The sequence below is a fragment of the Thioalkalivibrio sp. K90mix genome (genome assembly GCF_000025545.1).
Lineage (GTDB): Bacteria > Pseudomonadota > Gammaproteobacteria > Ectothiorhodospirales > Ectothiorhodospiraceae > Thioalkalivibrio.
On record NC_013889.1, the window covers coordinates 1,372,465 to 1,386,749 of the forward strand.

Consider the following 14,285-nt stretch of genomic DNA (forward strand, 5'->3'; position numbering starts at 1 on the left):
GTTGGGGTCGGCGCGGGTGATTCGGCGGACTCAGACAACGCCGGTTTCCAGCCTCTGAATGGCCTCCTGGGCCTCCCGGGCGCCTTCTTCGTCACCCATCGCCTCGCGCGCGGCCTTGATCACTCGCCAGTTTCCCAAAGCAAGCGAGCGATCCCGTTCGCCGCCCAGTTGCAGCGAGCGCCCCGCGAGACGGTCCGCCTGCGGGTAATTGCCCTGCTCCAGCCGGATGCGGGCCATCTGATGCCACAACGAGGCATCGCGCGGCGCAATCCGCAGCGCACGTTCCAGCTGCTGAGCAGCGCGCTCGAGGTTCCCTTCGCTGCGCGAGCCTTCTGCCTGCTCGGCCAGGGCTAACGCGGCCGAAGGCGTAGCTTCCGGCTCCGCAGCCGGTTCAGGCTCGCGCGACTCCTCGTGCGGAATCGCCTCCGGCTCTGGGGTCTCGGCCCCTGGCGGCTGCTCGGGCGCCGGGCCCCGTGTCTCCGGCACCGCACAGGCAGCCAGAAACAGGACGACCAGCAGCGCGGTGACCGGGCGAGGTCGAAGCAGCAGGCGCAAGCGTATGGAGTTGTTTGGGATCATTAGCGGAACAATCTCTCAAAAAAGCCCCGCTCATCCGGGGTACGGCCCGTGTCGCAGTCGGCACGGCTCTCGGGGATGGAATTCTGCCAGAACGGGAGCGTTTTCACCGCCTCGCAGGCATGATCGTCCTGCTCGACGCGGAGGCCGGACTTCAGGTCAATCTCCTGATAGGCAATCTCGGGATGACGGCCTAGCTGCAGCGACTGTGCGCCAAGACCGGCCATCACATCGGCCCAGATGGGAGCCGCAGCCACACCTCCGGTCAGGCCGGTCGCCTCGTTGTCGTCCATCCCCAGCCAGACGACCGTGACGTGGCGATCATCGAACCCGGCGAACCAGCTATCGCGGAAGTTGTTCGTGGTGCCGGTCTTGCCGGCCACGACACGCCCCGGGAGGCGCTGGCTGATCTGCCGCCCGGTCCCCTCGGTGGTCACATCATGCAGGGCGTGAGTCAGCAGGCTGACCGCGCCATCGGGTACGGCACCGCGCAGTTCCAGCCCGTAGTGGGACAGAACCTCGTCCTCCAGGTCGAGGACATCGCGAATGGCACGGGTGCCGGTCGCATAGCCGCCATTGGCGAGCGCCTGGTAAAGCCCGGCCACCTCCAGTGGCGACAACTCGATCGCCCCAAGGGCCAGCGAGGGCAACGGGGCCGGGGTGCGCTGCAAACCGAGCGTCTGCAATACGTCGATCAGCTGCGAAATACCGATCTCTTGTGCCAGCTGGACCGTGGCGACGTTGTACGACTGGACCAGCGCCTCCCAGGCCGTTACGTCGCCGCGGTGTTCGCGGTCGAAATTGCGCGGCGTCCAGGGCTCGCCATGCGGCAGCTGGATGGTCATTGGGCTGTCATCGAGCAGGCTCGCCAGCGTATAGCGCCCAGGTTGCGTGAGCGCCGCCAGGTAGACGAAGGGCTTGAGCACCGACCCGACCTGCCGCTGCGCCTCGACCGCCCGGTTATAGCCGGGATACTGCGGATTGCGATCCCCCACCACCGCAAGGACCTCTCCCGCCTGCGGGTCGGTCACGACGGCCGCCGCCTGTAGCCGCTCCAGGTTGGACCCGCGCTGCTCAATCACCCGATCCACCCCCGCCTTCAGGCGCTCCTCCAGCGTGAGCTGCACGACCGGGTCCATGGTGGTGAATATGCGCAGACCCTCGCTGCGCAGGTCCTCGTCCGCGTAGTCGGCGCGCAACTCGCGACGCACCATGTCGAGGAACGCCGGGAATCGGCTGCGGCCCTGCGGCACCACGGGAGACACATCGAGTTCGGTATCCAGTGCGGCCTCTATCTGGTCGGCATCGGCCAACCCGGTCTCCAGCATCGCGCGCAACACCTGATCACGGCGCGCCTTGGCACGCTGGGGGTGACGACGCGGATCGTAGTAGCTCGCACCGCGGGCGAGTCCCACCAGCAGCGCCAGCTGGTCCAGGCGCAGCTCGTTCAGGGGCCGCTGGTAGTAGAACTGAGAGGCCTGGCCGAATCCGTGGATCGCGCGCTCGCCCGACTGACCCAGGTAGACCTCGTTGATATAGGCCTCGAGGATTTCCCGCTTGGAGTAGCGCCGCTCCAGCAACAAGGCCATGACCGCCTCGTTCGCCTTGCGCGCCAGCGTCTGGTCCCGTGTCAGGTAGAAGTTTTTGACCAGCTGCTGCGTCAGCGTACTGCCACCCTGCACCGTCCGCCCCGCGCGCAGGTTCGCCATGGCCGCCCGGGCAATACCCGCCGGGTCTACCCCGCGGTGCGACATGAAGCGACGATCCTCGATCGCAAGCAGCGCGCCGATCAGCTCCCGCGGCACCTCGTCTATGGCCACGAGGATGCGATCCTGGCCATGGGTCGGGTAGATGCTCCCGATCAGCAAGGGCTCGACCCGCATCAGATCGACGCGCTCACCGTTCCCTTGCTTCTGGACGGACTGCACCCTTCCATCCGAAAAATCCACTCGCACCGAATGGGCCGGCTCCGGACCGTCGCCAAAGGTGAACGGGCGCGTGGTAAACGACACCCGGTTGCCGTCCACGCGATACTCGCCCGGGCCGCTTCCCTGTGCACTACTGCGGTAGTTCAGTGTCTCCAGTTCGGTTTCCAGCGCCTGGGGCGTAAGTGCCCGGCCCTCGTACAGCTCCAGCGGTCGCGCGTAGACGCGCGCCGGCAAGGCCCAGCGCTGGCCCTCGAAGCGCTCGCGAATCTCCTGATCGAGCGAGACGACATAGATCGCCCCAACCCCGATACCGGCCAGCGCCAGACCGGCGAACAGCCACACCCCGGCACCAAAGAAATGGCGCAGGCCTCCGGATCGGGCACCTCGGCGGGAACGGGTCATACGTTTTCGGGGCATGAGGGCTTCTGGAAACGGCACAAGGAACGGGATTGGCCCCAATGTTAACCTGAGCCGGAGTATCGGACATGCCGCGAATGCCGCGTTTCCGGGAACGAATCGGCACAAAACCCGTCCACCCGATCGCGATCTGCCAATCCCACGGAGGCGTGATGAGCGCGCTGGAACAACACCAACAACAACTGCAGGCCCTGATTACGACGCTGGGATTCCCGGAGCCAACTCCCCGGCACGACCAGGTGCAGCGCATCGAGACCCACATCTCGACCGTCATTCTCGCCGGCGACTATGCCTACAAGTTCAAGAAGCCGCTGGCACTGGGGTTCCTGGACTTCTCCACGCTGGAGGCACGCCAGCACTTCTGCGAGACCGAGCTCGAGGTGAACCGTCGCCTCGCCCCGCAGATCTATCTCGATGTGGTGACCCTGAACGGAGACGCCACGGCTCCACACATCAATGGCGAAGGCCCGATTCTGGACTACGCCGTATGCATGCGTCGATTCGATCGCCGCAAGCAACTGGACAACCTGCTGGAACAGGGCCGGTTGCCGACCGAGGCCATGGAGGCCCTTGGCCACTATATTGCCGCCTTTCACGAATACACGGAGCGGGCCGGCGCCGACTCGCCCCACGGCACCCCGGAAGCGGCGACCCAGCCCATGCTGGACAACTTCCCGGCCCTGGGCGAGGCGATCCATGGCGAGGCCGACCGGGCGCGGCTGACCGCCCTGGAGCGCTGGACCCGGAACGAAATCGAACGCCTTGGCCCGCTTCTCGAATTGCGCCACCGCGAGGGCTTCATCCGCCATGGGCATGGCGACCTGCACCTGGGCAACATTGTGTACGTCGACGATCCGGAAAACGGCGAGACCCTGGCGGCGTTTGATGCGATCGAGTTCGACCCCGAGCTGCGCTGGATCGACGTGATCTCCGAGATCGCGTTCACCACCATGGACCTGCTGTCGCGCAAGGCCCGGGCACACGCCTGGCGCCTGCTGAACGCCTATCTCGACGGTCGCGACGACATCGCGGGGCTCCGTCTGCTGCCCCTCTACCAGGTCTATCGTGCCTTGATCCGCGCCAAGGTGCAGGGCATCCACGCGCAGGAGTCGCACCTCCCCTCGGACGAACAGGCAGCGCACCGCGCCGAAATGGGGCGCTACCTCGCGCTCGCGGAACGCCTGACCGAGCCGTCTGCGCCACGCCTGGTGCTGATGCACGGCGTATCGGGCAGCGGCAAGACCGTGATCAGCACGCAGATCGTCGAGGCCCTCGGGGCGCTGCGGCTGCGCTCCGATATCGAGCGCAAGCGCATGGGCGACGCAGTCTCCTACAGCGAAGAGTCCCGCGGGCAAATCTACGACCACCTGCGCACCCGCGCGGACACCCTGCTGGCGCTGGGGCACACCGTGATCGTTGACGCGACTTTCCTGACCCGCGCCCAGCGGGCACCCTTCCAGAAGCTCGCCACCCGCCACCAGGCGGGGTTTGCGGTCGTGGCCTGCCACGCCAGCGACCAAGTCCTGCAGGAACGCCTCGAGCAACGTTCGGCGGCCGGCAACGATGCCTCCGATGCCGATTACCAAGTGATGCAGCAACAGCGCCCGCAACAGGAATGGCCAACCGGAGCGGAGGGTGTCGTGGAGGTTGCCCCGGAACAGCCGCTGGATACCGATGCCCTGGCACGCCAGCTTCTGCAACCGGTTTCCGCCTAGGTCGACGCGTACGTGCCACAATATAGCCTGACTCAACCCCTGCGAATGCCTATGCACCGTTCTCTCACCCTGATCTCGACCACCTGCCTGCTTGCTCTGGCGACCGCCGTGCCAGCGCAGGCCGATGCGCTGCTGCATTACATCGACGACGAAGGGCTCGAGAGCCAGATTCTCGTGCGCGATCACATGATCCGCATGGAACTGAACGAGGCCATCAGCGGGACCTCCGGGTACATGCTGTTCGATGCGCGCAACGACCAGCTCACCGTCGTGGATGACGAGGAGCAGACCTATCTGCCACTGACGCGCGAGGTGATGGACGAACAGATCCAGGCAATGACCGACATGGTCAGCGACCTCCGCCGCCAGATGGAACAGCTCCCACCCGACGTTCGCGACCAGCTCAAACAGCAGTTGAGGATCGGCCCCGAGGGGTTCGAGGCCGAGATCAGCACCCGCGAGACCGATGAGCAACGCGAGATCGGGGAATTTGTCTGCAGCGAAATCGAAGTGCTGATCGACGATCGTCCGCAAAGCACGGTCTGCGTCGCCGACGCCCAGTCTCTGGGCCTGGAGACATCCGATTTTCAGACCCTCGGGGCCTTGATGGATCGCCTGTACGAGTTGTCACTGCGAGCCCTTGAGGCCGGAGGTCCCATGGCCTCCCAGATGGGGGCCTCGCTCCTCCCCCGCGTGGAAGGCATTCCCCTGGAAGTGCGCGAACACGATGGCGTCACGACCCGACTGGCAGGGCTGTCGACGGACCCCCTGAGCGAGGCCTTGTTCCAGGTACCGGAAAGCTATGAAGAAACCGAGATGTTCTAGGGAAACATGGATGAATGGACACCCTCGCGCTCGAGTCGCTTTTGCGTGTGACCAAGGCGCGGTGACTGCCGTGCAGTCATTCTGCACAAGGGAGTCGCAACGCTATTCCCGCGCAAAAGCGGCCGAGCCCCTTCGGGGTTGGCACCCCAGGTTCCCCGATCCTGCATTGCGGCCCTTACCGGTAGAACCACTACCGGCTGCGCGCCGCGCCTTGTCTCGGAAAACCTGGGGTGCCAACACAAGGGTGTCCATTCATCCGTGTTTCCCCAGCACTCCGGGGTCCGCGCCCTCCCCGGCCCACAGGTCCAAATCGGGGTTGCCGTGTCCGCACAGCGTTCTCCCGTTGCTGGGGGCTGTGCTCATACTGGCCGGGTGTGCGGGCAGTCCCGAGCCGCGCGGGCCTGCACCGGAACCTCTCAAGGTCGACCCGGAACCCCAGGTGGTCGAAGGCCCGATGAGCTATGTACCCGAAGCCGAGCTGAAGCGCTCCGAGGTCGTACTGGCGGCGCTCGGACACCTCGACACGCCATATCGCTATGGCGGCACCGACGCCAATGGGCTCGACTGCTCCGCCCTGGTCCAGCGCGCCTACCGCGAGGCCGGTCAAGATGTCCCGCGGACCACGGGCGAACAGGCCGCCGCCGCGGTCCAGCGCGATGGTGACCCAAGCCCCGGTGACGTCGTGTTCTTCGCCATCAACGGGAATCAAATTGACCACGTCGGGGTCTATGTCGGTGAAGGCCGATTTGTCCACGCGCCAAGCTCCCGCGGGCAGGTCCGCATCGAGGAACTCGACAATCCCTACTGGGCCCCGCGCACCCGATTCGCGGGCCATTTTTTCGACTAATGGGCCTCGGGCCCCTGGAACCTACTACGAGGAAGGAACCATGAAGGCATTCCCTCATTTGTCCCAACTGCTGCGTCGTTCGGCGCTCGCCCTGACCCTGGGCGCCGGCCTGGCACTGGGTGCCACTGCCAGCGCGTACGAAACCGTCATGGAAACCGACGAACGCGTGATCTTCAAGATCGAAGGCGAGTTCGATCACTACTTTGAAATGGTCGAGGAGGCCATTGCCTCCGAAGGCCTGGTGATCAACAACGTCGGCTACATCGCCGACATGCTGGACCGCACTGCTGGCCAGGAGAGTGGAGAGGGCATCTATCTCAATGGCAAGTCCGTGGACTTCTGTAGCGCCAGCTATTCGCGCGCCACGATGGAGGCCGACCCGCACAACATGGTGTTCTGCCCTTACATCATCACGGTGTACGAGCTGACCGATGAACCGGGCGTGGTGTACATGGGCTATACCCCTGTCCCCGAGGTTGGAGAAAAAGACTCCAAGAAGAGCCTTCGAGACGTCAATGAACTGGTGGAGCGCATCATCAAGGAAGCCCTGTCGTTCTGACCACGCCCTGAACCAAAAAAGCCCGGCAGCCTGCGAGGCCAGCCGGGCTTTTTTGTGCCCCCTATTTCCAGCCCATACCCGCTAAGGTGTCTGATCTTCCTCGGCGCCTTCCTTCTTCACAGGGAGCAGTACCTGCCGGTCTACACCCAGCAGCAATGCCGCGGTAGCGGCAATAAAGATCGACGAGTAAGTACCCACAATCACCCCGATGATCAGGGCGATCGAGAAGTTCTGCAGTGCGGCCCCGCCCAGGAACGCCAGCGCGAACAACACCAGCAGGGTTGTCGTACTGGTGATGATGGTGCGCGCCAGGGTCTTGTTCACCGCAATGTTCATGACCTCTTCGGTGCCCTTCTTGCGCAATATCCGGAAATTCTCGCGTATTCGGTCGTACACCACGATCGTGTCATTCAATGAGTACCCGATCACCGCAAGCACCGCCGCCAGGACCCCCAAGTCAAACTCGAGCTGCAGCAGCGAGAAGATACCGAGCGTGATTACCACATCGTAGATCAACGCGAACACCGCTCCAATCGAGAACCGCCACTCGAAACGCACCGCGACGTAAATCAGGATCCCGGCCAGGGCATAGATCATCGCCAGCCCCCCCTGCTCGCGCAGCTCCTCGCCCACGGCGGGCCCCACGAATTCCACACGCCGCAGATCCGGGTCATCCGGACCACCATCCTGCAAGGCGTTGAGCACCCGGTTCGAAAGCGTGGCCGGGTCGTCGTCGTCCTCGCTCGGGGGCAGACGGATCAGGACATCGCGCGAGGTACCAAAGGTCTGCACCTGGGCCCCGGCGAAGCCGCCTTCGGCCAGCGTCTCGCGGATCGGATCGAGCTCGACCGCCTCGGGATATCCGACCTCGACCAGCGTGCCACCGGTAAAGTCGATGCCGAAGTTCAGCCCGCGCGTGGCCAGAAGCGCCACGGAAATCAGGATCAGGATCAGGGAGACCGTGATCGTGATCTTGCGTTTCCCGAGAAAATCGAGATTCGATTCGGCGAAATTCAAATGCGGAAGCATGTCGTTCTCCGCCTCAGATAGCCAGACGGTTCAGCCGACGCTGCCGCCCGTAGGTGAGGTTGACGATGGCGCGGGTCACCATGATCGCCGTGAACATCGAGGCGATGATCCCGATCGACAGCGTGATCGCGAATCCCTTGATCGGGCCGGTGCCGAACAGGAACAGTACGAGCGCCGCGATCAGCGTGGTCACGTTGGCATCCGCAATCGTAGTGAACGCGCGGTCATAGCCCGAGGCGATCGCGGCCTGTGGTGACAGTCCGTTCCGTAACTCCTCGCGTATTCGCTCTAAAATCAGAACGTTGGCGTCCACCGCCATACCCACGGTCAGCACGATACCCGCGATGCCCGGCAAGGTGAGTGTCGCCTGCAGCATCGACAACACCGAGACAATGAAGATCAGATTCAACGCAAGCGCAACGTTCGCGATGACTCCGAACACCCGGTAGTACAACACCATGAAGATCATCACGGCAATGAAGCCGATGACCACCGACTGCATACCGCGATCGATGTTTTCCTGACCCAGGCTCGGGCCCACCGTACGTTCTTCCACGATCGACATCGGTGCGGCGAGCGCGCCGGCGCGCAGCAGCAGCGCCAGATTGCGAGCCTCGCGGCTGCTGTCGAGGCCGGAGATCTGGAAGCGACGCCCCAGGGGCTCGTTGATGCGCGCGACGTTGATGACCTCTTCGCTACGGGAGGTACGCATCACCTGCTCGCCGTCTTCCTCTACCGTCTCGGTCGAGGTCTCGATGAACACGGTCGCCATCAGCCGGCCGACGTTGTCCGACGTCACGCGCGAGAAGATCCGCGCGCCCTGGCCGTCCAGATTGATGAACACCGCCGGACCGCCCGTATCCTGGGCAATGCCCGAGGAGGCATCCGTGATGTAGTCCCCCGTCAGCATGACCTGGCGCTGCAGCAGCACCGGTGTCCCGTCGCGTTCGTAATAAAGCCGTGTACCCGAGGGTGCACGCCCGGTTTCGTCGGCCTCCTGAGCATCGCCACTCTCGGACACGAGGCGGAATTCCAGCGTCGCGGTCGCGCCCAGGACCTCCTTCGCCCGTGCCGTGTCCTGCACGCCCGGGAGCTGCACTACGATCCGGTTCTCGCCCTGCTGGGCGATGATCGGCTCCGCCACGCCCAGCTCGTCGACCCGAGAGCGCAGCGTGGAGATGTTTTGCTGCAGCGCCTGACGGCGCAGTTCAGTCAGATGGTCGTCATCCAGTGTGGCTACCAGTCGGCTGGTGTCACCGGACCCACGCGATTCCCAGACCAGTTCCTCGCGATACTGGCGCTGCAGCCAGCCCTCGGCCGCTTCGCGATCCGCCTCGCTCTCGAACATCACGGTCAGATCGCGGGAGCCGCGTTCCACGGTGTCGAACGAAATACGTTCTTCACGCAGGCGCCCGCGCAACTCATTCGAGTAGCGTTCCATCGCGGTGCCAATCACGGCGTCCAGGTCCACTTCCATCAGAAAGTGAACCCCCCCACGCAGGTCGAGGCCGAGGGCCATGGGCTGGCCATTGATGGCTCGCAACCACCGCGGGGTGGCCGGGGCCATGTTCAGGGCTACGGTGTGATTATCATCCAGCGCGTTGCGCAATATCTCCGCCGCGGTGGACTGCTCGTCCGTGGTCTCGAAGCGCAGCAGGATCTGGCCGTCGTCCTGCTCCTCGACCGTATGCGGCGTGACGCCCTGGGCACCCAGGATGGTGCCCATCAGCTCACGGATGTTCTGATCAATCTCGCCGGTGGTCGGATTCCCGATCTGGACCGACGGGTCCTCCGGGAACAGGTTGGGCGCGGCATACAGCCCCGCACCCAGGATGACGACGACAATCAGGGCGTACAGCCACGCCGGATAGGAATTGCGCATATTCGAAGACCCTGGGGGAACGCTGAAGGGCTGTTTTTAGAGATCCTTGAGGGTGCCCTTGGGCATGACCTGCTGAACCGACTGTTTCTGCACGGCGATGTTCACGCCATTGGCGATGTCGACCTTGATGAAGTTGTCGCCCAGCTCGGTGATCGTGCCGGCCACCCCGCCATTGGTCACGATCTCGTCACCCTTGGACAGCGACTCGACCATTGAACGGTGCTCCTTCGCGCGCTTGCTCTGCGGGCGGATGATCAGGAAGTACATGATCGCGAAGAAGATCAGGATCATGATCAGGAATTCGATCATGCCACCGCCGGCGGCACCGCCGTCCTGCGCATGCGCTGCAGAAATCAGAAAGTCCATTGAAACACTCCTGTCTAGCCAATCGGTTACGACGCCGGCCCCAGCGTCCGGCGCCCGCAAGACCCGTGATCGGGCTCGCGAAAATTGCCGCGCGGATTATGGCACAGGCGGCACTTCCATGCCGCGCCGACCATAGAAATCGGCGACGAAATCCTGCAGGGTCCCGCCCGCGATCGACTCGCGCAGGCCGTGCATCAGGTCCTGGTAGTAATGGAGGTTGTGGGTCGTCGCCAGGCGCGAACCCAATATCTCGTTGCACTTGTCGAGGTGTTTCAGGTAAGCCCTTGAATAATTGCGGCACGTGTAGCAGCCACACTCAGGGTCAACTGGGCCCGTGTCGTCACGGAATCGTGCGTTGCGGATGCGCAGGACCCCTTCCCGGGTGTAGAGGAATCCATTGCGTGCGTTGCGGGTAGGCATCACGCAGTCGAACATGTCCACGCCGCGGCGTACGGCTTCCACGATGTCCTCGGGCCGCCCCACCCCCATCAGGTAGCGCGGGCGGTCCTCCGGCAGCAGCGGCACGGTCACATCCAGCGTAGCGAGTCGTTCGTCCTCGGTTTCCCCGACTGACAGCCCGCCGATTGCATAGCCGTCAAAGCCGATCTCGCGCAGTCCCGCGGCCGATTCCCGGCGCAGCGCCGGGTACATACCGCCCTGGACGATGCCGAACAATGCCGCCGGATTGTCACCATGTGCCTCGCGCGATCGCGCGGCCCAGCGCAGCGACAGCTCCATCGACTGGCGCGCCTCGTCCTCGGTGGCCGGATAGGGCGTGCACTCGTCGAAAATCATCACGATGTCCGATCCCAGCTCACGCTGCACCCGCATCGACGACTCCGGCGTCATCAGCACCTTCGACCCGTCCACGGGCGACTGGAACCGCACGCCCTCCTCGCTGATTTTACGCATCTCGGCCAGCGAGAAGACCTGAAACCCGCCGGAGTCGGTCAGAATCGGGCCTTCCCAGTGCATGAAGTCATGCAGATCGCCATGCGCCCGGATCACTTCGGTCCCCGGGCGCAGCATCAGGTGGAAGGTATTGCCCAGGATGATCTGCGCACCGAGCTCGCGCAGCTCCTCCGGCGTCATGGCCTTTACGGTGCCGTAGGTCCCCACCGGCATAAAGGCCGGCGTGTCGACTTCACCACGCGGGAACCGCAGTCGGCCTCGGCGTGCCGCGCCATCCTGCCCCAGGTGTTCAAACTCCATCGTGTTCCTCCCGGACACTCGGCGGCAGATCCGCGGGATCACCCGGTGCGAGCCACATGGCATCGCCGTAGCTGAAAAAGCGATAGCGATTCGCCACTGCATGGGCATAGGCGTCCAGGATCCGCCGATATCCTGCAAAGGCCGCCACCAGCATCAGCAGCGTGCTCTGCGGCAGGTGGAAATTCGTTACCATCCGGTCCACTACGCGAAAGCGATATCCAGGCTGGATAAACAGTCGTGTTTCACCCTGAAACGGCGTCAGCTCGCCCTCCGCCGCGGCCGTCTCGAGGGAGCGCACACAGGTCGTGCCCACGGCCACCACACGCCCACCACGCACCTTGCAGGCCGCCACGGCGGCACAGGCCTCCGGGCCCACCTCCAGCCACTCGGCGTGCATCTCGTGGCGCGAGGTGTCGTCGACCTTCACCGGCTGAAAGGTCCCTGCCCCGACGTGCAGCGTAACCGTGGCCGTCTCGACCCCCTGCGCGCGCAGCCGGCCCAGCAGTGCATCGTCAAAATGGAGCCCGGCCGTCGGCGCCGCTACCGCACCCTCCTTGCGCGCGAATACGGTCTGGTAGCGTTCGGCATCGCTGCCCTCGTCCGCCCGCTCGATGTACGGCGGCAGCGGGATATGACCATGCTGCTTCAGCAGCGCGAGCATATCGGCACCATCCACCAGACGCAGCCGGAAAAACGGCCCCTGACGGTCCGTCACCTCCACCGTAAAGGCATCCGCCAGGTGGAGACGCGTGCCGGGCTTCGGCGCCCGACTGGCCCGCACCATCGCCAGCACCTGGGTGGGTGACTCGATCCGTTCGACCAGGACCTCGACCTGCCCACCGCTCGCCTTCTGCCCGAAGACCCGCGCCGGGATCACGCGCGTGTCATTCAGCACCAGGAGATCGCCCGGGCGCAGCAGAGACTCGATCGCGCCGAACGTGGCATCTTCCGCCTGCTTGTCTTCCAGCACGAGCAGGCGCGAGCTGCCTCGCTCGGGCAGCGGATACTGGGCGATCAGCTCCTGCGGGAGCTCATAGTCGAAATCGGAAACACGCATGGCGCGCGATCCTACCACGCACTGCCGCCACGAATGCGGATCGAGCGAAGACACAATCTCCCTTGCCACACCCGGCTCGTGCGCTACACTAGCGCCTCGAAAGCCGGGATGGCGGAACTGGTAGACGCGCCGGATTCAAAATCCGGTTCTGGCAACAGAGTGCGAGTTCGATTCTCGCTCCCGGCACCACATTTTTTCTGGGCCTGCCGCCAAGCCCGAAACCGCGCACCTGGCCGGTGTAGCTCAGCTGGTAGAGCATCTGATTTGTAATCAGAGGGTCGCAGGTTCGACTCCTGTCGCCGGCTCCATATCGCACACAGCAAAGGGCCAGCCGAAACGGCTGGCCCTTTGCTTTTCCACACTCCGCTGGCTGGTCTTAGCGGAAGATGCTTTCGTGGCGCGCTTCGCTCATCTGCGGGGCATCCGCCGGGCATACCGACTCCGGATCGATCCGGGCGGCATCATCCACCAGCCCCAGCTCGGCGGCGGTTGGCATGTCGCCACGCGAGATATCGAGATATTCGAGCAGTCGGCCCATGCCATTCAGCGCCCGCGCCTTGGCAATCTCCATATCGTGCTGGGCGTTGATGTAAGCGCGGCTTGCCTCGAAGTGCTCGTTCTCGGTGTCGAGCAGGTCCAGCAGGCTGCGCTGGCCGATCCCGAACTGCTGGCGATACGCAGTACGCACACGGTCGGACGAATCACGGTGCTGGCGCAGGAAGCGCAGCTGACTGTCCAGCGAACGCATGTCGTTGTACGCCACCGAGACGGTCTGACGCACATTGCGGCAGACCGACTCCTGCTGATCGCGCGCCTGGTTGAACTCTTCGGTGAACTGACGTACCCGCGCCTGGTCGGTGCCGCCGCGGAACAGGTTCCAGGTCATCACCACCAGCGCCGAGGTGTCATGGATACGGATGTCCTCGCGTTCGAGAATGTCGTTCTCGTAGGCATGACGCAGCTGCAGGTCCAGACGCGGATGGAAGGCCGAACGGGCCACGTTGCGCTGTTCCTGCGCCGCTTCCATGTTGCGCAGCGAGGCGAACATGGCCGGGTTCTTGGTGATGGCCTCGGTCAGGGCTTCCTGAACCGTGCCGGGAATCGGCTCGTCCGAGAAGGTGCCAATCAGGTCTACCCGGCCGTCGGCGGGCATCTGCCCCACGATGCGGTAGTACCGCGCGTTCACGTCGTGCAAGTTCTGGCGCTCGGTCAGCAGGTTCGACTCGGCCAGCGCCAGACGCCCCGAGGCTTGCTCGAGATCGACCCCGCGGCCCACGCCACGGTCGGTCTGGTCCACGATCTGGTCGTAAACCTCCTTGTGCGCGTCGTAGTTCTCCTGCGCCAAGTCCACCAGGGCGCGCTGGCGCTGGACATCGGCGAAGGCGCGTACGGCTTCCAGTGCGATCTCTTCGGTCGTCTCGCGCAGCTCGAAGAAACGCACCCGCTGAATCTCACCCAGGCGGCTCACTTCGCTCGCGGTCTCGAAGCCGTCGTAGAGCATCTGCGTCAGCGTGATGTCGACGCCCCGCGGGTTACGCGAGAACGAATCAAAATTGTCGTCGCTGGAGCGCTGGCGCTGATACCCGGCACGGGCGTTCAAATCGATCTCGGGCAAGAAACGCCCACGCGCGCCGGTTTGTTCTTCCCCCGAGGCGCGAAAGGCATGCCACCGCGACTGTACGTCAGGGTTGGAAAGTACCGCTTCCATCGCGGCGTCACGCAGGGGTTCCGGTGCCTCGGCCTGCGCCGATCCGCCCACTACCATCGCCACGGCCACCGTCAGGGCCAGCAAACCACCTTTGCCAGCCACAGGCCTAATTCCGTTCATCATTTTTGTCCTCCCATGAAACCTGTTCGCCCACTCTTTTTGTC

The 14,285-nt window shown here is 64.3% G+C and carries 12 protein-coding genes and 2 tRNA genes; 6 read left to right on the forward strand and 8 right to left on the reverse strand.

Features of this window, described 5'->3' with window-relative positions:
* Nucleotides 1-30 precede the first annotated feature (30 nt).
* Together TK90_RS06530 and mrcB are read right to left on the reverse strand one after the other, a co-directional pair.
* Nucleotides 31-579, reverse strand: a complete 549-nt coding sequence (locus TK90_RS06530) for a tetratricopeptide repeat protein (RefSeq protein ID WP_012982692.1) — start codon at nucleotides 577-579, stop codon at nucleotides 31-33.
* Entirely contained in the window at nucleotides 579-2,921 is a 2,343-nt protein-coding gene (gene mrcB, locus TK90_RS06535; RefSeq protein ID WP_012982693.1) for a penicillin-binding protein 1B, read from the reverse strand. The genes TK90_RS06530 and mrcB overlap by 1 nt, the downstream gene beginning before the upstream one ends.
* Nucleotides 2,922-3,073: 152 nt before the next feature.
* On the opposite strand from mrcB, the gene TK90_RS06540 reads away from it, so the two are divergent.
* From TK90_RS06540 to TK90_RS06555, 4 genes are all read left to right on the forward strand, one after another.
* The gene (locus TK90_RS06540; RefSeq protein WP_012982694.1) at nucleotides 3,074-4,636 is read left to right on the forward strand and encodes a bifunctional aminoglycoside phosphotransferase/ATP-binding protein; all 1,563 of its coding nucleotides are present in this window, start codon (nucleotides 3,074-3,076) and stop codon (nucleotides 4,634-4,636) included.
* Nucleotides 4,637-4,687: 51 nt separating this feature from the next.
* Nucleotides 4,688-5,461 carry a hypothetical protein gene (locus TK90_RS06545; RefSeq protein ID WP_012982695.1) on the forward strand — a complete coding sequence of 258 codons (774 nt, stop codon included), beginning with the start codon at nucleotides 4,688-4,690 and terminating at the stop codon, nucleotides 5,459-5,461.
* A gap of 316 nt (nucleotides 5,462-5,777) precedes the next feature.
* On the forward strand, nucleotides 5,778-6,308 hold the full coding sequence (locus TK90_RS06550) for a C40 family peptidase (protein WP_012982696.1): 531 nt from the start codon (nucleotides 5,778-5,780) through the stop codon (nucleotides 6,306-6,308).
* Between the two features lie 40 nt (nucleotides 6,309-6,348).
* Entirely contained in the window at nucleotides 6,349-6,867 is a 519-nt protein-coding gene (locus TK90_RS06555; RefSeq protein WP_012982697.1) for a DUF302 domain-containing protein, read from the forward strand.
* Between the two features lie 81 nt (nucleotides 6,868-6,948).
* Here TK90_RS06555 and secF read toward each other — a convergent pair whose 3' ends face one another.
* From secF to queA, 5 genes are all read right to left on the reverse strand, one after another.
* On the reverse strand, nucleotides 6,949-7,896 hold the full coding sequence (gene secF, locus TK90_RS06560; RefSeq protein WP_012982698.1) for a protein translocase subunit SecF: 948 nt from the start codon (nucleotides 7,894-7,896) through the stop codon (nucleotides 6,949-6,951).
* A 13-nt stretch (nucleotides 7,897-7,909) separates the two neighbouring features.
* Nucleotides 7,910-9,778: a protein translocase subunit SecD gene (gene secD / locus TK90_RS06565; RefSeq protein WP_012982699.1), complete on the reverse strand. Its 1,869-nt coding sequence runs from the start codon at nucleotides 9,776-9,778 to the stop codon at nucleotides 7,910-7,912.
* 36 nt (nucleotides 9,779-9,814) lie between these two features.
* Nucleotides 9,815-10,144: a preprotein translocase subunit YajC gene (gene yajC, locus TK90_RS06570; protein WP_012982700.1), complete on the reverse strand. Its 330-nt coding sequence runs from the start codon at nucleotides 10,142-10,144 to the stop codon at nucleotides 9,815-9,817.
* A 96-nt stretch (nucleotides 10,145-10,240) separates the two neighbouring features.
* Nucleotides 10,241-11,356 carry a tRNA guanosine(34) transglycosylase Tgt gene (gene tgt, locus TK90_RS06575; RefSeq protein WP_012982701.1) on the reverse strand — a complete coding sequence of 372 codons (1,116 nt, stop codon included), beginning with the start codon at nucleotides 11,354-11,356 and terminating at the stop codon, nucleotides 10,241-10,243.
* Nucleotides 11,346-12,413: a tRNA preQ1(34) S-adenosylmethionine ribosyltransferase-isomerase QueA gene (gene queA, locus TK90_RS06580; RefSeq protein ID WP_012982702.1), complete on the reverse strand. Its 1,068-nt coding sequence runs from the start codon at nucleotides 12,411-12,413 to the stop codon at nucleotides 11,346-11,348. The genes tgt and queA overlap by 11 nt, the downstream gene beginning before the upstream one ends.
* A 102-nt stretch (nucleotides 12,414-12,515) precedes the next feature.
* Here queA and TK90_RS06585 point away from each other — a divergent pair.
* Nucleotides 12,516-12,602: transfer RNA gene (locus TK90_RS06585), tRNA-Leu, on the forward strand.
* A gap of 43 nt (nucleotides 12,603-12,645) precedes the next feature.
* Nucleotides 12,646-12,721 (forward strand) — tRNA-Thr (locus TK90_RS06590).
* 68 nt (nucleotides 12,722-12,789) lie between these two features.
* On the opposite strand, the gene TK90_RS06595 is transcribed toward TK90_RS06590, so the two are convergent.
* A complete protein-coding gene (locus TK90_RS06595; protein WP_041444331.1) occupies nucleotides 12,790-14,178 on the reverse strand; it encodes a TolC family outer membrane protein in 1,389 nt (462 codons plus the stop codon).
* Nucleotides 14,179-14,285: the final 107 nt, after the last annotated feature.